This window comes from Proteus sp. G2669 (assembly GCF_009915245.1).
Classification (GTDB): Bacteria; Pseudomonadota; Gammaproteobacteria; order Enterobacterales; family Enterobacteriaceae; genus Proteus.
This window is the reverse complement of sequence record NZ_JAABLX010000018.1, coordinates 1-18,456: the sequence shown is the minus strand read 5'-3', so window position 1 is coordinate 18,456 and position 18,456 is coordinate 1. Positions and strand designations below refer to the sequence as shown.

At 37.9% G+C, this 18,456-nt stretch carries 13 protein-coding genes and 1 pseudogene; 3 read left to right on the top strand and 11 right to left on the bottom strand.

Features of this window, described 5'->3' with window-relative positions:
- Nucleotides 1-69: 69 nt before the first annotated feature.
- From pqiC to rlmKL, 5 genes are all read right to left on the bottom strand, one after another.
- Nucleotides 70-642: a membrane integrity-associated transporter subunit PqiC gene (pqiC, locus tag GWI68_RS04930; protein ID WP_109408821.1), complete on the bottom strand. Its 573-nt coding sequence runs from the start codon at nt 640-642 to the stop codon at nt 70-72.
- Nucleotides 642-2,294, bottom strand: coding sequence for an intermembrane transport protein PqiB (gene pqiB / locus GWI68_RS04925; protein ID WP_166539563.1), 1,653 nt, complete (start codon nt 2,292-2,294; stop codon nt 642-644). The genes pqiC and pqiB overlap by 1 nt, the downstream gene beginning before the upstream one ends.
- The gene (pqiA, locus tag GWI68_RS04920; RefSeq protein WP_166539562.1) at nt 2,287-3,576 is read right to left on the bottom strand and encodes a membrane integrity-associated transporter subunit PqiA; all 1,290 of its coding nucleotides are present in this window, start codon (nt 3,574-3,576) and stop codon (nt 2,287-2,289) included. Before pqiA ends, pqiB begins: the two co-directional genes overlap by 8 nt.
- An 89-nt stretch (nt 3,577-3,665) precedes the next feature.
- Nucleotides 3,666-5,597, bottom strand: coding sequence for an ABC transporter ATP-binding protein (locus GWI68_RS04915; protein WP_166539561.1), 1,932 nt, complete (start codon nt 5,595-5,597; stop codon nt 3,666-3,668).
- Between the two features lie 6 nt (nt 5,598-5,603).
- On the bottom strand, nt 5,604-7,718 hold the full coding sequence (gene rlmKL / locus GWI68_RS04910; RefSeq protein WP_166539560.1) for a bifunctional 23S rRNA (guanine(2069)-N(7))-methyltransferase RlmK/23S rRNA (guanine(2445)-N(2))-methyltransferase RlmL: 2,115 nt from the start codon (nt 7,716-7,718) through the stop codon (nt 5,604-5,606).
- Nucleotides 7,719-7,825: 107 nt separating this feature from the next.
- On the opposite strand from rlmKL, the gene GWI68_RS04905 reads away from it, so the two are divergent.
- Nucleotides 7,826-8,974, top strand: coding sequence for a YcbX family protein (locus tag GWI68_RS04905; RefSeq protein WP_166539559.1), 1,149 nt, complete (start codon nt 7,826-7,828; stop codon nt 8,972-8,974).
- Between the two features lie 329 nt (nt 8,975-9,303).
- On the opposite strand, the gene GWI68_RS04900 is transcribed toward GWI68_RS04905, so the two are convergent.
- The 6 genes from GWI68_RS04900 to pepN all read right to left on the bottom strand — a co-directional run bounded on the left by GWI68_RS04900 (nt 9,304) and on the right by pepN (nt 16,098).
- The gene (locus tag GWI68_RS04900; RefSeq protein WP_166539558.1) at nt 9,304-9,561 is read right to left on the bottom strand and encodes a colicin E3-like toxin immunity protein; all 258 of its coding nucleotides are present in this window, start codon (nt 9,559-9,561) and stop codon (nt 9,304-9,306) included.
- Between the two features lie 13 nt (nt 9,562-9,574).
- Entirely contained in the window at nt 9,575-10,348 is a 774-nt protein-coding gene (locus GWI68_RS20620) for a colicin E3/pyocin S6 family cytotoxin (RefSeq protein ID WP_166539557.1), read from the bottom strand.
- Between the two features lie 15 nt (nt 10,349-10,363).
- Nucleotides 10,364-10,804 (bottom strand): hypothetical protein, encoded by a 441-nt coding sequence (locus GWI68_RS04890; protein ID WP_166539556.1) that lies wholly within the window; start codon nt 10,802-10,804, stop codon nt 10,364-10,366.
- 693 nt (nt 10,805-11,497) lie between these two features.
- On the bottom strand, nt 11,498-12,049 hold the full coding sequence (locus GWI68_RS04885) for a cell division protein ZapC (protein WP_166539555.1): 552 nt from the start codon (nt 12,047-12,049) through the stop codon (nt 11,498-11,500).
- Nucleotides 12,050-12,267: 218 nt separating this feature from the next.
- Nucleotides 12,268-13,278, bottom strand: a complete 1,011-nt coding sequence (pyrD, locus tag GWI68_RS04880) for a quinone-dependent dihydroorotate dehydrogenase (protein WP_166539554.1) — start codon at nt 13,276-13,278, stop codon at nt 12,268-12,270.
- A 204-nt stretch (nt 13,279-13,482) separates the two neighbouring features.
- Complete coding sequence (gene pepN / locus GWI68_RS04875; protein ID WP_166539553.1) at nt 13,483-16,098, bottom strand: aminopeptidase N; 2,616 nt, start codon at nt 16,096-16,098, stop codon at nt 13,483-13,485.
- Between the two features lie 341 nt (nt 16,099-16,439).
- Here pepN and pncB point away from each other — a divergent pair, with 341 nt between their 5' ends.
- Nucleotides 16,440-17,654, top strand: coding sequence for a nicotinate phosphoribosyltransferase (gene pncB / locus GWI68_RS04870; protein WP_166539552.1), 1,215 nt, complete (start codon nt 16,440-16,442; stop codon nt 17,652-17,654).
- Between the two features lie 116 nt (nt 17,655-17,770).
- Nucleotides 17,771-18,456: pseudogene (locus GWI68_RS20230) on the top strand (IS3 family transposase); the annotation flags it as partial.

The window sequence follows — 18,456 nt, the reverse complement described above, 5'->3', positions numbered from 1 at the left end:
AAAACCCAATATTCAACTTAAATAGGATTTAAGAGAATATTGGGTTTGAATAGATGTAGGCTAAGTCAGTTAGTATTGAGCTTGAATTGTTGTCGCAATATCAGAAACAATTTGCTCCCAGCCTTGTCCTAATGTACGGACTAAAGCAGGATAACCATCTTCGGTTTGTGTTAACACAAGAGAGAATGGCTGACTAATCACTTTGCTATTTTCAGTATAAATCCAATCACCAGAAATGATCACTTGCCCATCATAACGACCTTGAAAGTAATTAACTGTAACTGTTAATTTTGCTAAGTTATCTTCAATCGGTTGGTTAGCAACAACGGTTCCTGGCAATGCTTTTGTTAAACCTGAAATGAGGTTCTGTTGTAATTGCTGATCAAGCGGATTTATCCATAAATGCTGATTTGCTACGGTATAGTTAATATCTGTTGTTTGATAAACAATACCAGCATTAACCAGCATATTGGACAAACGGATCGGCTGAACCCAGATTTGAGGCTTTTTCGCTGACTGTGTTGTCGTGACTTGTGCTGATACCCCTGTTTGGTAAATATCAGGTAACTGATAATAGGTTTTCTCAGGTTGGCTTGAACATGCCGTTAGCATCAAAACAAATATCCCAATGATGTATCTCATTATTTTTCAGCCCTCTTTGGTTCTGGATCTTTACCATCCTTCGCCTCAAAAATTAATGCATTACTTTTATTGTTCAATGTTTTCAATAAAGGCTGCATTTCTCTTAATACCTGATCAAGCTGCTGCATATTATCGATCATTTTTCCGTATGCCGGAGAGCCCGGTTGGAATCCTTGCATACTACGATTGATCTCTTTCAATGACTGCTGAATATCATTAGGAAGATTTCTAAATTCATCACTGCCAATCATGGCATTTAATGCTTTCAGTGTTTCTTTTGCCTCAGTTACTGCTTTTTGGCTTTCAGATAAAGTCGCTGTCATCTCTTTAAGCATCGGTTCAACAGGAAGATTGTTGATCTTATCAAGTGATGTCATCACTTTTTGCTGAATTTGCGCTAAGCCTGAGCTAACAGTAGGTATTTGTTGGAAGCCAGCAACCTCTTGAGGTCCTTCCCATTTTGTTTCGTCTGAATAGAAATCAAGATCAATATACAGAGCGCCCGTTAAAAGATTTCCTGATTTTAATGAAGCTCTTAGGCCATTATTAGAAGCTGAAGAGATCTCTTTAACGAAATCAAAACTTTCACCAACATCATTGGCAAAACGTTCTGGTTCAACATGGATAAGCACTGGAATACGAAAATCTTTATCAAGCGATTGTTGCATTCCTTTTGTGTAATAAGGTACTTGCACAACAGTCCCCATTCGAATTCCTCGGAATTCAACCGGTGCTCCAGCTTGTAACCCTCTTACTGAATCAGAGAAAAACATGATGTAACTGCGATAATCGGTATATAACGAGTTTTGAATACTCTTTTCATTATCGTAGAGTTTAAATTCTGTTTTAGGTGCAATTTGTTCACCTGGCAACCAGCCTGCTGGTACATCAAAACTCACGCCACCACTAAAGAGTGTAGAAAGTGACGCCATTTCAACACGCACGCCAGATGAAGACATATCAAAAGCAATTCCTGAATCTTTCCAGAAACGAACATTGGATGTCACCATTTTGTCGTAAGGCGCTTTAATGAAAAGCTGATAATGCATGTCTCGGCTATCAATGTTAAATTCGCTGGTTTCTACAGAGCCAACTTGATAGCCTCTGAATAAAACAGGATCTCCCGCATTTAACTGCCCTGCTCTTTCGCTCACCAAGTTGATGCGAATACCTTTTGCATCAGGTGAAGCAAGAGGAGGTGCATCAAGAAGATTAAACTCACTTTTCTCTTTACCAGTTAAACCTGGTTGTAATTCAATATAGGCACCTGAAAGCAAGGTACCTAAACCTGTCACCCCTTCTTTACCTATTTGTGGCCTTACAACCCAAAAAGCTGTATCTGACCGTAATAGCTCATTCATACCTGTATCTAGGCGCGCATTAATAATAACGCGACTAAAATTGCTATCGAGAGTGACACTTTCAACTAAGCCAATATCAACACTACGACTTTTGATTTTTGTTTTACCCGCTTCAATGCCCTCAGCATTATAAGTAATTAAGGTAACTTCTGGACCTTGATGGCTGAAATGATAATAAAGTATCCATGCACCAATCAATAAGGTGACAAGCGGTATGATCCAAACTGGAGACCAGCTTTTTAGTTTGTTAATTTTTGCTTCTGTTAAAGCAGTTTCATTCTTTTCAGTCACCCTTAGGCTCCTTAATCATCGGTTTATCATCATCAGCTGTACATTTATCCCACGTCAACCGAGGATCAAACATCATTGCAGAGAACATCGTTAATACAACAACCACTGCAAATAGCACTACACCAAAATCTGGGTAGATGCTCATCAGACGTCCCATTCTGACTAATGAAGCTAAAACAGCGATAACGAAGACGTCAATCATTGACCAACGCCCCACATATTCAACAACTTCATAGAGAAAATGCATTCTAGCAGGATCTCTTTTACCTTTGGATTTGTGTGCATCCCAACAAAGCCAAGCTATTGCTATCATTTTCAAACTTGGCACCATAATACTGGCAATAAATATCACCATCGCAACAGGATAAGAGCCATCTTCCCATAACAAAATCACCCCAGCCATAATAGTAGAGTAAATATTATTACCTAGCGATTCAGTCACCATAATGGGCAATAAATTTGCAGGGATATAAAGAATAAGTGATGTAATCAACAGTGAGACTGTCCATTGCAAGCTTTTCGGTCTTCTTGCATGTCCTTTAACTTCACAACGACTACATTCATATTGCGTTGCGGGTAAAATCGCGGTGCATGAACGACATAATCTTACCCCTTGTTTTAATCCTGATTTACCTGATTCAATACTAGGATAATCAGGGCGTGGCTCTAACTTTTCCCATAGTGTATGTCTATCAAGGCACTGAAAAGCGCGGATTTGAAATAAACAATACAAAACATAAGGTAAAAAACTTAACCCTAAACCAATATCACCATAAGCCATTAATTTTACAAAACTGACTAAAATTCCCGCGAGAAAAATCTCAGCCATACACCATGATTTGAGTTGAAATAAAATACGAGATAACCAGATTTGTAATTTTCTAGGTAGTTTAATTGGGGTACACAGTAATAGAATAGCCACCATACAAAAAGCAGGCACAATTTGAACAAAGAGTAAGAAAAAAGCCCCCAATTCAATGTAGTTTTCACTAAACATCACTCTTGGGATCTGCATCAATGTTACGTTATTAGCAATACCAGCAACTTCCATACTGACAAACGTAAACTGACTTGCCATCAGTAACATAAATAATGCACTGATTGCCAATGCGACAGGTTGATAAAAAGGCTGGCGCCAACGTGCCGTTAGCACTGTGTGACAACGAGGGCATGTTGCTTTGGTTCCTTGCATTAATCTAGGAACACTGACCACCAGATCGCACTGAGGACATAATATTTGCTCATGCTTATGTTCATGACGATGTTGTTGACCAGAACACACAGTGACACCTCTTATTTTTTAATAATCAATAAAAGAATATTTAACCCAGAAAGTGAAACGGGGCAAATGCCCCGTTTTCGGCTGGCGATTTATTCACCGCTTTGCATCAGTTCTAATTCTTGCCATCTATCAAAAGCGGTCTCAAGCTCTTGTTCTTTATCCGCAAGTGTTTTCAGAACTTTTTCAGTTTCCTCATGGGGACGAGTAAAAAAGTCTGGAGCACTCACTTCTTCTTGTAATGCGCTTAACTGTGTTTCTAAAGTTTCTAGCTTAGCGGGTAGTTGTTCAAGTTCACGCGCTAAATGATAACTTAACTTGTTGCCATTACGAGTGTTCTTTTTAGCGCTATCTTTAGTTTTAGCTTCTTTTTCAGCTTTTTCTGGCGCATTACGTGATTTATTTTGTTCACTTCTCAGTGAAACTGTTTGTGCTCTTTGTTGCTGAGCATCGTAATATCCGCCAACGTAGCTGTTAATAACACCATCGCCTTCAAAGATCCAACACTCAGTAACACTATTATCAACAAATTCACGGTCATGGCTAACTAGTAAAACAGTGCCTTGGTACGCATCAACTAGCTCTTCTAATAACTCCAATGTTTCAACATCGAGATCATTGGTTGGCTCATCGAGAATAAGCAAGTTACTTGGTTTTAAGAATAAACGTGCCAGCAATAGACGGTTTCTCTCACCGCCTGAAAGTGCGCGAACAGGTGTCATCGCACGTTTAGGTGGGAATAAAAAGTCTTGTAAATAACCAAGCACATGGCGAGGACGACCATTTACCATCACCTCTTGCTTACCTTCAGCAAGGTTATCCATCACAGTTTTATCAGGATCAAGTGCCGCACGGTGCTGATCAAAGTAAGCAACTTCAAGCTTAGTACCACAATGAACTCGCCCACTGTCCGCTTTTAAATCGCCTAGCATAAGTTTTAATAATGTGGTTTTACCGCAACCATTTGGCCCCACCAGCGCGATTTTATCGCCACGTTGTACTTTGGCAGAGAAATCACGAACTAACTTGCGAGTTCCAATGCTATAATTAACATCTTCTAACTCGAATACGATTTTACCAGAACGAGTTGCTTCTTCGACCTGCATACGTGCACTGCCTAACACCTCACGGCGTTCATTACGTTCAACACGTAATGCTTTTAAAGCACGTACACGGCCTTCATTACGAGTGCGCCGTGCTTTAATCCCTTGACGTATCCAAGTTTCTTCTTGTGCTAATTTGCGATCAAATTCTGCATTTTGTTGCTCTTCAACACGCAATGCTTCTTCTTTACTTTCAAGATATTTATCGTAATTTCCTGGCCATGAAGAAAGTTTTCCACGATCAAGATCGATAATACGGGTTGCCATATTTCGAATAAATGAACGGTCATGGGAAATAAATACGATGCTTCCTTGGAAATCTTTTAAGAATTTCTCAAGCCAAAGGATCGTTTCAATATCAAGGTGGTTTGTTGGTTCATCTAAAAATAACACTCTTGGTGCGCTAACTAATGCACGCCCTAATGCAGCTTTTCTTAACCACCCTCCCGATAAAGAAGAAAGCTCAGCCTCACCATCTAAACCCAGTTTCTCTAGCACTTCTGCAATTCGGCTATCAAGTAACCATAAGTTACGGCTATCAAGTACTTCTTGCAACTCTGCCATTTTATTGAGATTTTTATCAGAAGGATCTGTCTCAATCAATTTAGAAATATGATGATAATCTGTTAGATATTTAGCATCTTCTTCAACACCTTCAGCAACAAAATCAAAGATAGTGCCTTCAATATCTCTTGGGGGATCTTGCTGTAAGCGAGCGGTTACAAGATCTTGCTCATAAACAACTTGACCATCATCTAAAGGTTGTTCTTTAGATAACACTCTTAATAGAGTTGATTTTCCTGCACCATTGCGCCCGACTAAACAAACGCGTTCATTTTCTTCAATAAATAAATCGGTGCTATCTAATAGAGGAGCATCACTGAAAGATAAATAAGCCCCTGTCAAACTAATTAACGGCATTGTAAATTATTCCTCACCAGCATGAGTTAACAGCCAGCAATTGTGGATTTGGCGGTTACGCGCAAAGTCTTGTGATAATGTTTTCTGTGTTATCTCTTTTGCGGATAATCCTATTTTTGCTAACTCTTCATGTTCCATTTTGAACCCACGTTTGTTATTTGAGAACATGATCGTGCCACCTTTTCTCAACAAACGTTTTAGATGTTTCATCAATTCAATATGATCGCGCTGAACATCAAAGGTATTTTCCATACGCTTTGAGTTAGAAAACGTAGGTGGATCGATAAAAATCACATCAAATTGTTCATTGCTTTGCATTAACCATTGTAAACAATCAGCCTGCATTAAACGATGTTGTCTACCTGATAGGCCATTTGCTTGGAAGTTTTTCTCAGCCCATTCAAGGTAGGTACGTGACATATCAACTGTCGTCGTACTTTTTGCACCACCAATCCCAGCGTGTACAGATGCAGTACCGGTATAAGCAAAGAGGTTTAAGAAATCTTTTCCTTTACTCATTTCACCCAGCATTTTTCGTGCAATACGGTGATCTAAAAACAGTCCTGTATCGAGGTAATCCGTAAGATTTACCCAGAATTTTGCACCAAACTCATTAACTAAAAAGAAATCACCCTTCTCTGCCATTTTTTCATACTGTAATTTACCTTTTTGGCGTTGACGGGTTTTTAAAATCAGTTGATCAGAACGTAATGCTAATACTTCCATCGTAGCGCTAATAACATCAAACAAACGTTGGCGTGCTTTATGTTCATTAACTGTTTTAGGTGGTGCATATTCTTGAATAATCACTTTTTCGCCATAACGGTCTACAGCAACATTATATTCAGGTAAATCAGCATCGTATAAGCGATAGCATTCAATTTGCTGTTGTTTTGCCCATTTCGCGAGTTTTTTCTCATTTTTACGCAAACGGTTTGCAAAATCTTCAGCAAGCCCAGTATTAATCGTTGATGGAGTATCAGAAAGTAAATAGTTTTTCTGTACACAATCAAGAGGGCCATTTTTTGCTTTGAACTCACGTTCTGCACGTAATTGAATACAACTCAATAATTCAGGTGACGCACTAAATAGCGATAATCGCCAACCCGGGAAGTGTGCCTTTATAGCTCTTCCTAATTGACTATGCAGTGCAATTAGTGCTGGCTCACTTTCTAAACGTTCACCATAAGGCGGGTTACTAATAATTGTTCCTTTTACTTCCGCTGACACAGGATTAGTTAGTTTTGCCGCATCACCATGAGCAAAGGTAATTAAATCAGCAACATCAGCTCTACGCGCATTAGCTCTAGCCATATCCAACACGCGTTTATCAACATCAAAACCATAAAAACGGGAGGCTGTATTCTTTTTGCCTTCACGAAAACGAGCAAAAGCCTCATGAGTAACTTCTTTCCACAATGTTTCATCATAGCCTAACCAATGACGAAAGCCCCAATGCACTCGGTTTAATGCTGGAGCACAGTCTGTCGCCATCATGGCAGCTTCGATTAATAATGTTCCTGAGCCACACATTGGGTCAATTAATGGTGTATCGGTTTTCCAACCAGAACGCATAATAATCGCAGCCGCTAAATTTTCTTTTAAAGGTGCTTGCCCAGTTAAATCACGATAACCACGTTGATGTAAGCCATCACCACTTAAGTCTAAAGAGAGTGATGCTTTTTCTTTATGAAGATGAATAGTTAAGCGAATATCAGGAGATTGCTTAGCCACATCAGGACGTTGCCCTATTTTGCGTTGAAATGAGTCAACGATGGCATCTTTTGCTTTTAATGCACCATATTGACTATTACGAATAATGTCATTAGTACCATTAAAATGGATAGCAAAGGTCTGATTAACAGTAAAAATTTCACTCCAATCAATTGCCTGCACACCAAGATATAAGTCTAGATCGCTATAAACATTGAATTCATTTAACGGCAACATAATACGTGACGCTAAACGACTCCAAAGTAAAGACTGATACATGGTTTTATCATCAGCACGAAAATAAACACCGCCTTGTGTTATCTGGCAAGCCTGAGCACCAAGGTGTTCAAGTTCAGATTTTAATAGTTCTTCCAGACCTCGGCCTGTGCTGGCAAACAGAGAGCGCATAGTATTGTTACCACCTAAAATAAAATTGTTGGGCATTATAGCTAATTGTATTACGTTGTCATAAAGTTACTGGCTATAAAAAATAATAATGTCTTTTGGGAGCACCGATGATCAACGTTTCACGCCTTTATATACACCCAGTTAAATCAATGAAGGGAATTCGACTTTCTCATGCATTTGCTCGTGAGAGCGGATTCACGTTTGATCGTGATTTTATGATAACTACCCCAGAAGGGACGTTTATCACGGCACGAAAATTTCCCGTTTTGCTGTGTTTTATTCCCACTGTCATGGCAAATGGTATTTATATTCAAGCACCTGATGGTGAGGGTATTGCTATCACCTATCAAGATTTTGAGACCACATTGCAACCGACAGAAGTTTGGGGCAACCATTTTACCGCGTATGTGGCTCCAGATGAAATAAATCAGTGGTTCAGTCGTTATTTAAAAATGGATGTTCAACTTCGTTGGACTGGCGAAAAATCGACACGTCGAGTGAAAAAAAATCCAGAAACCGCTGTTTCTTTCGCTGATGGTTACCCTTACTTATTAATTAATGAAGCCTCATTTCAATACTTACAACAACGCTGCCCCGCTTCAATTAATATTGAGCAATTTCGAGGTAATATCCTCATAACAGGTGCAAAGCCTTTTGAAGAAGATACTTGGCAGACTATTCGTGTTGGCTCTGTTGTGATGGATCTGATGAAACCTTGTAGCCGTTGCATCATGACCACAATTAGTATTGATAAAGGCGTTAAACATCCTAACACAGAACCACTTGCAACACTGCAAACATTCCGTAGTGATGAAACAGGTGATGTCGATTTTGGTCAAAATATCATCACTCGCCAAACTGGTATTATTCGTGTAGGAGATACTGTTGAAGTATTAGCTTATAAAGAAGTAAAACAGTATCTTGTAACAGCAGCTATTGAAACACCATCAGCGCCCGTCATTGAAAACACACAGGAACAGACTGTCAGCATTGAATTTAACGGCGAGGTTTTTGAAGGTAATAACCAAGAAGTCCTGTTAGAACAGCTTGAAAATAATGGTTATACCATTCCTTATAGTTGCCGAGCTGGCCTTTGTGGCTCTTGTGTTATCCAATTGGATGAAGGTGATGTTAATGCATTAAAAGCTGGCGCAATTAAACGCTCAGGTAAAATCTTAGCCTGTAGCTGTATTCCTAATGGTAATGTGAAACTTTCGCTTAAAGATAATAAAAATCAAATTGATATGAACAAATAAATTAAATAAAAAACTAAATATAAACACAGTTATGTATGATATATATCGTTATCGGTAAACATTAAATTGATTAATTTTACCTCACTCATATATAACTGAGTTTATTGAATTCTTAGGCCAAGTAAGCTTCCCCAATATTCATTGCATTATCAGTCGTTATGGTTTGCCAGAAAAGCATTACCTTATTAAGTATAAAAATAATGGAAAGGATTTTATTGGGGATGAGTGAGTTAAACTCATTTCTTGCTAGCACGGGTCATGCACAATAAAAAAACCTCTGTTAAGAGACTTTTAAAATGAAATAAACAAATATTATATACGCTTACCCATTACCACTTATCACGGTAATCAAAAGAAATTTGGTAAAGATACTTATTCAATTCAATTTTATGTGTAACATGCTTTTGAATAGCTTTGACCCAACCTTCGTGCAAATCAAAAACTCCATTATTAATTATATTTTCGTCTTTCGGGTCAATTGTTTCATCAATCAGGAAGTCATCATCACCAAAATCTTTTGAGTATTCCTCTCCTATCATTTCTTCTGTTTTTTTATCAAACCACTGAGTATGTAATTTCAATCCCATAATCTCATCTTCCTTATAGATATTTTTTGATATTGCGTTTAGGATCAGCGGGTTTTAACTGGTTACCTGTTTTTGGGTCAAATGCCCCAATATGCTGGCCATCACTGGCGCGATATCCTTCCAGCTCACCGTGCTGTGAATCCCATTCATAAATTCTTCGCCCCTTATCCCCTTTCCAGCGATTGCGTTTACCTGCTCCTCCTTGTTTAGGTGTTTTACCTTGGACAGGTTTAAGAATACCCAATCCTTTAATATCTTCAGTTCTTGGTGCTGGATGATAACTATGACCTCGCTCTTTTACGCCTTGGCGGGGTTTATCTTTCTTCCCTGTCGATAAATAAATTGGTTTTATTCCCAATTCCCATGGAAACACCAAAATTATAGGCTCTTTCAGCGTGGATTGCTTTTTCTCACTTTCAGTAAAGAATGTTGGTGGCTGTAAAGGTAAGTTATTAAATCTAGGTATATCGAATACCTTACCTGATAGATATTTATGCCTTTCAGGTTGAGGTAAAGCCGTACCCGTTAATATCGCTACACTACCAATCTGAACTATTCTTTCTTGTTTCTCATTTGGTAAAGTATAAGCAAAAATACCTTTTTCAACTGTTTTTCTCGCTTCAACTACACGAGTTTTAACGGGTGCATCCGTTCTTACTAATTCAATTTGTTTCGTCCCATTAACTACCTGTTCGATTACAGTAGCTGAGGTATTAATTATCCCTTTTTGCTTTGCAATATCTCTCAACTGTGCTTCTTTAGGGATGTTTAATTTCAGCCCTGCCACAGTAAGTGCGGTTTCTTAGTTTTTAGGATACTCTTGGTAAATAACGGCAGGATATCTATCACTCCCTACCCCAACGGGAGGAGAATACAGCATAAGGCCAGCACCTAAACCTAATGCACGCCCTAAAATAGCCCCTAAAGTTTCTGTCGCGGACGTTGCACTTGTCGTTGTTATTGCAGGAGTGAATATAGCGACCGGAGCTAATGTGGCTTTATTGATACTCTTTCCTGGTATTAACGTAGACTGTGCAGATATTATTGCTGTCTTTAACTCAGCAGGAACACTGATTTGCTGCTTAGATGGCGAAGTAAATATTTGAACAATAGAATCATATGATTCAACCGCTTTCTTTAAACTACCACTCATCAGCCCTGCATACGGTAAATAACGCTGAGAATAAATTTTTATTGCTTTGGGTATATCACCTTCCCTGAAAGCATCCATCATCTCTTGCAATGCTTATCCTTTGTTAAAAATGGACAGTCCATTTTTGCGCATACAGGGCAAATGTTACGTCTCATTACTTCGATCGGTTTGACTCGTTCACTCATATAAATTCCTTTTTATATTCAATCATGCAATGACAGTAGTGATCTAATATGAGCAACACACCATTATTTGACCATTCTGTTTTTTGATACGAGATTTATAAATTTTTTACCCATGACCTCCATTTGACATTAAGCGCACCATAAGGAAATTTCTCTTAATTAAAGATAATATTTAATGTAGCCATGTAACTCATTGGCTAATCATATTCTCTTTCTATAAAGAAGTGTTTTTAAAGCGTCTATCTTAGTTCTGCCATACAGCTCAGGTAAAATCTTAGCCTGTAGCTGTATTCCTAACGGTAATGTGAAACTTTCACTTAATAAAAAATAACACTTATCTTTATCACAAATTAAAAGAAGGTAATTTGTCCTTATCTTCTTTTTTATTTTAAATAAAACAGTTTATTTAATAAGAATTATCTTATTAAGACCTAAGTAATGAATATTGATAAACTCATTTTATTTGTTTCTAGAAATATATTGTAAGAAAAAATAATAGAGATTTGATTTTAGGAAGCGTTGTTTAAGGTGAATTTGTTTTTGGAATGTTAAATTAATGAGTAATAATAAAAAGAGTAAGTCCTTTTTACTCTTTTTGTTAAATAACTTTTTCGTACAAAAATGATCCTGACTCCGACTCTTTATGGTAATTGCTTAACCTGTCATTCATAATTTTTATTGGGTCACAAAAATTAAGTGTTCTATCGAATAACGTTAATTGCGGTTGCGCTAATAAACATAAACAAGCTTGAGTACCCACTTCTGCCACTAAAAAAAGGGCTGTTTCATTACCTTCTTTTAATGAAGCCTCTACCACTTGAGATAAATAAGGGTTGATTTGATTATTGTTAACTTCAAAATACCAACTCTTAGGCATCAGTGGCTTTAAAAAGCGATGGGCTATTAATGCATTTAAAGCTAATTCAGCTCTTGATTCTGATGGCATATCAATTTGGCGGATCTGCTCATCGTATCCATAATAAAGAGCTGCATCATCGACGGTAAAAGATGCTGATTGGCAAGCACTCTCACTTAACATTTTGCTTGGAAAGCGAGAACGAAAAACCATGCCATTGGCTAAATCAAGCATTAATCTTTGTTGCTCAACATCAAAATACCAACGCCAGCGATCATCGGGTTTTATTATCACTAATTAATCCCCCTTCGATTCATTACCTGTTTTATACTCTGACAAATAATCAAAATTAAATGACATAAATAAAATATTTAATATCACCTAACAAAAACAGGATTCATTTTACTATTAATTAAGCACAATCAGTGCAATTTAATAAAAAATAACCAACTAGGGGCAATATAAACGAGTTAAGGGCAGAAGAAAAGCCCTTAACTCATTATAAAATGTATTTAGATATGATTAATTATAGATTTGATAAGTGCAGGACCTTGATAAATGAATCCTGAATAGACTTGAATGAGAGAAGCACCAGCATCCATTTTCTCTCTTGCTGCAGTTAATGAATCAATTCCACCTACACCAATAATAGGTAATACGCCTTTTAATTCTTCATTTAATTGGCGAATTATTTGTGTGCTTTTTGATTGTACCGGACGACCACTTAATCCCCCAGCTTCATTACAGTGATCTAATCCACTGACTAATGACTTATCTAATGTGGTATTTGTCGCAATAACACCATCAATATGATGACGAACTAAGCTATCTGCAACTTGAATTAATTCTTCATGTGTTAAATCAGGTGCAATTTTAACCGCGACAGGAACATATTTTTGATATTTTCCCTGTAACTCTAATTGTTTATTTTTAATTGCTGATAGCAGATCGTCTAATGCTTCACCGTATTGTAGAGTACGCAAACCGGGGGTATTTGGTGATGATATATTGATTGCGATATAACCGGCATGAGCATAGACTTTTTCCATACAAATCAGATAATCATCTTTACCTTGCTCTACTGGAGTATCTTTATTTTTACCGATATTAATACCCAGTACGCCACCATAACGAGATTGTTTTACATTTTCAATTAAGTTATCGACGCCAAGGTTATTAAAGCCCATTCGGTTAATTAAGCCTTCAGCTTCCACTAAGCGGAATAAACGAGGTTTATCATTTCCCACTTGAGGACGTGGTGTCACTGTACCTACTTCAATAAAACCAAATCCCATAGCACCCAATGCATCTATACAATCACCGTTCTTATCAAGACCGGCGGCAAGACCAAGTGGATTTTTAAATGAGAGTCCCATACAGGAAACGGGTTTTGAAGGAAGTGACTGCTGAATAAGAAATTGAAATGGGGAATGAGATAAACGTTTTAACTGACGGAAGGTAAAATCATGGGCACGTTCAGGATCTAGCCGAAACAATGCCTTCCTTACTAAGGAATAATACATACGATCTCCATTGAGAATATCGGGTATTAGGAATGATATGTCTACGACAATTTAAGCGTCGTGCATCATATAGATAAAAGCACGAAAAGTAAACGCTTCAATTTCACAATTCACCATAAAAAATCCCCAGACTATGCTGGGGATCTGATTATCATGCTAATTTTTCGCTACATGTTCACTCATAAAGTGATATTGAGCGCGAGATTAATCAGCTAACGCTTTGGTAATTTTCTCATAGAGATCACCTGATAAATTCTCAAGTGCTTTCAGTTTTAATAACTCTGCACGCATTTTTTCTTGGCGTGTTGCGTCATAACGTTTTAAACGAATAAACGGTTCAATAAGGCGTGAAGCAACTTGTGGATTACGACTATTTAAGTCAGTCAGAATTTCTGTCAATAATAAGTAACCAGAACCATCTTCAGCATGAAAAGCCACTGGATTATTATTCACAAATGCACCGATTAACGCACGAGTACGGTTAGGATTTGCTAGTGTAAAGGAGCGATGAGATAACAGACTACGTACTGTCTGTAACACATCTTTTGCTGGGCTCATGGCTTGTAAGCTAAACCATTTGTCCATCACTAAACCATCTTGATGCCATTTATCATCGAACTCTTGTAATAACGCATCTTTGCAAGGTAACTGCGCCATTACAGCAGCATTAAGTGCGGCAAGAGCATCAGTCATGTTATCGCTGTTGTGATATTGTGCATCGACAAGTTGATTACCTGTTTGCTCATTTTCAACCGCTAAATAACCTAAGCAAACATTACGTAAATCACGCTTTGCAATATCATCATGATTAACACGATAAGCACCAATATGCATAGAATGGTAAACAGCAGAGAATTCATCTGCCATTTCAGTTGCCAGTGTTTTTCGAATAAAGCCAAGTGCTTCATGAATAGCTATTGGATCGATAATACTGAATGATTCACCTGCTTCGACATCTGTTGGTAATGTCAGAATAAGTGCAGCTAATGCAGGATCGATATCTTTATCAAGCAATACTGCGCGGAAAGCATCAATCACCATTTCAGGAAGAATGCAGTTTTCACCTTTTTGAACTCGAGTAACATTTTCTTTTATATAGCGGCCCAACAATGATTGCGCTGCATCCCAACGTGAAAATGCATTACGAGCATATTTCATTAAAAAGGACAATTGCTCATCCGTAAATGGATAATCAAGTTTTACAGGCGCAGAGAACTCACGTAATAAAGATGGGATTGGCTGTTCTGGAACGTCATCAAATACAAATTGTTGTTCTTCACGGACGATATTCAATACATTAGAAATCGCCTGACTTTGTGAACGCAGAGGGATCACATTGCCTTTATGATCATACAATTCAATATCTAATGGAATGTGTAGCACTTGTTTTTCAGCTTGATCAGCTGTTGGTGGTGTCATTTGACTAACAGTTAAGGTGTATTGCTTTTTATTCACATTATAGCTGTCACGCACTGTCAGTTGTGGTGTACCTGATTGGCTATACCAACGACGGAATAAAGTGAGATCCACATTAGAAGCATCTTCCATCGCTTGAATAAAATCGTCACAGGTAGCAGCACTACCGTCGTGACGATGAATATACATTTGAATGCCCGCTTGGAATTGCGCTTCACCTAATAAAGTGTGGATCATTCTGATCACTTCTGAACCTTTTTCATATACTGTTAAAGTATAGAAGTTGTTCATTTCGATCACACTATCAGGACGAATTGGATGTGCCATTGGGCTTGCATCTTCTGCAAACTGAGCAGTACGCATCACTCGTACATTATTGATACGATTAACAGAGCGAGAGCCTAAATCTGAACTGAATTCTTGATCACGGAAAACCGTTAAACCTTCTTTTAGGCTTAACTGGAACCAATCACGACAAGTAATTCGGTTACCTGTCCAATTATGGAAATATTCATGACCAATAACAGACTCAATGCCTAAATAATCTTTATCAGTTGCCGTTTCACTTTTCGCTAGTACATATTTAGAGTTAAAGACATTCAGTCCTTTATTCTCCATCGCACCCATATTAAAGAAATCAACTGCAACTATCATATAGATATCGAGATCGTATTCTAAATTAAAGCGAGATTGATCCCATGCCATCGCATTTTTCAATGATGTCATTGCCCAATCTGCACGATCTAAATTGCCTTTATCAACAAAAAGCTCTAAAGCAACTTCACGACCACTTTTGGTGATAAAAGTATCTCGTAATACATCAAAATCACCCGCAACAACTGCAAATAAGTAACTTGGTTTTGGATGTGGATCTTCCCATGTTACCCAATGACGTCCATCTTCAAGTTCACCTTGTGCGATACGGTTACCATTAGATAATAAATAAGGATACTGTTTTTTATCTGCAGTAATTGTTGTGGTGTAACGAGCTAACACATCAGGTCTATCTAAATAATAAGTAATATGACGGAAACCTTCAGCTTCGCATTGTGTACACAATGCGTCACCTGACACATACAGCCCTTCTAATGCTGTATTAGCTGATGGATTAATTTCGTTGACAATTTTTAATGTAAATTGCTCTGGTAATTGTTCAATGATGAGTTTGCCGTTTTCTTCTTTATAGTGTGTCCAAGCAACATCATTAACTGAAATTGATTTTAATGTTAAATCTTCACCATCTAATACTAATGCTGTCGCATTTGAGTTTAGACGTTTACATTGGCTGATCGCTGTAACCTGAGTGTTTTCTTTATCTAAGATAAAATCAAGATGTAAATCGGTGATTGTGTAGTCAGGGGCTCGATAATCTTTGCGAAATTTCGCGATTCTTTGTTGTGTCATAGAAAAAAACCTTTTAGTTAACACGACTATTTAACGGTTATATTGCCAAAGCTTACTCGTCAAAAATCTGTTTAGCCAGTCGAATATTCAATTGAAAACATTAAAAGTCAACAGAATGTTAATAGTTTATTAATACATGTAATCAATTTATTTGGTAAATGATGCTAATATACTCCCAAATTATGTTTAACGTGGTAAACTCATCTAAGTTTTACAGCTTGTTTTTATGTTGCAGAGAAATATTGTTGAATAGTGACGCTTTGTCGCCATATTCGGGTATACTCTCCAACCTTAACGATTTAGCAGACATAAAAACGCTCCGTGAGGATGCTTGACGCGCTATGATTTTAGACGCTACACCGATTATTACATCACTGTTGGATACCGATGCATACAAGCTCCACATGCAACAAGCGGTTTACCATCATTATAGTGATATTCCTGTCGTTGCTGAGTTCCGTTGTCGGAGTGATGAACGTCTAGGTGAATATGCAACAACCTTACGCCATCAAGTTAACATGATGGCAGACTTGTCATTAACGAATGAAGAATTTGACTATCTTCAGAGTCTCCCTTTTTTCAAAAATGACTATCTGCAATGGTTTAAGCATTTCCGCTTTAAGCCAGAACAAGTCCATATTTCAACCACACCTGAAAACCAACTTACCATAAAAATTACAGGCCCTTGGCGTGAAGTTATTTTATGGGAAGTACCTTTGTTGGCTTTAGTGAGTGAAATTGTACATCGTGCTCGTTCACCTCAAATCACACCAGATGACGCAGTTAATCAATTACGTAAATTAATTGATATCTTCTACCGTGATGCGGCTGAACAGCAGATTGACTTAGCCGATTTTAAATTGATGGATTTTGGTACTCGTCGCCGTTTTTCTTATGATGTACAGTGCGCCATTGTGGATGAGCTGAAAAATCATTTCCCTTATCTTATTGGTACAAGTAACTATCATTTAGCAGAACGCATGCAATTAGCCCCTGTGGGCACACAAGCTCATGAGTGGTTTCAGGCGCATCAGCAGATTAGTCCAGAGCTGGCCAATAGCCAGCGCGCAGCTTTACAATCTTGGTTAGATGAATACCCAGATCAATTAGGTATTGCATTAACTGACTGTATTACGATGGATGCTTTTTTGCGTGATTTTGATAAGGCCTTTGCAGAGAGTTATCAAGGTTTACGTCACGACTCTGGTGATCCTATTGAATGGGGTGAAAAAGCGATTGCGCATTATGAGAAACTGGGCATCGACCCAATGAGTAAAGTATTAGTCTTTTCTGATAGCCTCGATTTTCAAAAGGCATTAGTACTTTATAAACATTTCCATAAACGCATTCGTTTAATCTTTGGTATTGGTACTCGGCTCACTTGTAACATTCCAGAGATAACACCACTTAATATTGTCATTAAGCTGGTGGAGTGTAATGGTAAGCCCGTTGCTAAATTATCAGATAGCCCAGGCAAAACCATTTGCGAAGACGATGATTTTGTTGACAAGCTACGCAAAGCCTTTGATGTTCCACTTGTCAAACAAGCCTGTTAATTAGCTAAAAACCTTCATTAATAAAAGAAAGGGTAATAATTACCCTTTCTTTTGTCATAACCCTGACCCGTCCTAAATAAGGTTGACACTTTTCCAATCTGAAATTGGAGAATGTAATGAAACCAATCACTAAACGGACTCAACGCGATTATTCTCTCGCTTTTAAATTACAGCTTGTTGACCAAGTTGAAAAAGGCGAAATAACCTATAAACAAGCCCAAGATCACTATGGTATACAAGGATGCTCTACTGTTTTAGTTTGGCTTCGTAAGCATGGTAGGTTAGATTGGTCAAACGGTACCCCTGATACTTTTTATAGAGGTTCAGCTATGACCCAATCTTCTAAACAACAAACGCCGGAACAACGCATTAAGATCCTTGAAAAGGAACTTGAAGAAGCTCGGCTTAAATCCGATTTTTTCGAAGCTGTGGTTAAAGTCATGGATAGAGACTTTGGAGTTCGTTTGTCAAAAAAGCGCAAAGCCGAGTTATTAAAGAAAAAACGGTTAAAAACCTCACCGTAACAATTGCTTGCCGTTTTATGCAGATCAGCCGACAGGCTTATTACAAGAGGCTGGATAGAACTGAGGAACGAAAGAAAGCAGATTCGGCCATTATTGATGTTGTTAAATCTGAACGAGTCTTACAACCTCGACTGGGTGGGCGTAAATTACATTTTATTTTAAAGCAAAAACAGATGGTTATTGGTCGTGATCGGCTATTTTCTTTATTGAAAGAACATCAGTTACTGGTGCCTAATAAACGGGCTTATCATCGAACAACCTTAAGCCATCATCGTTTT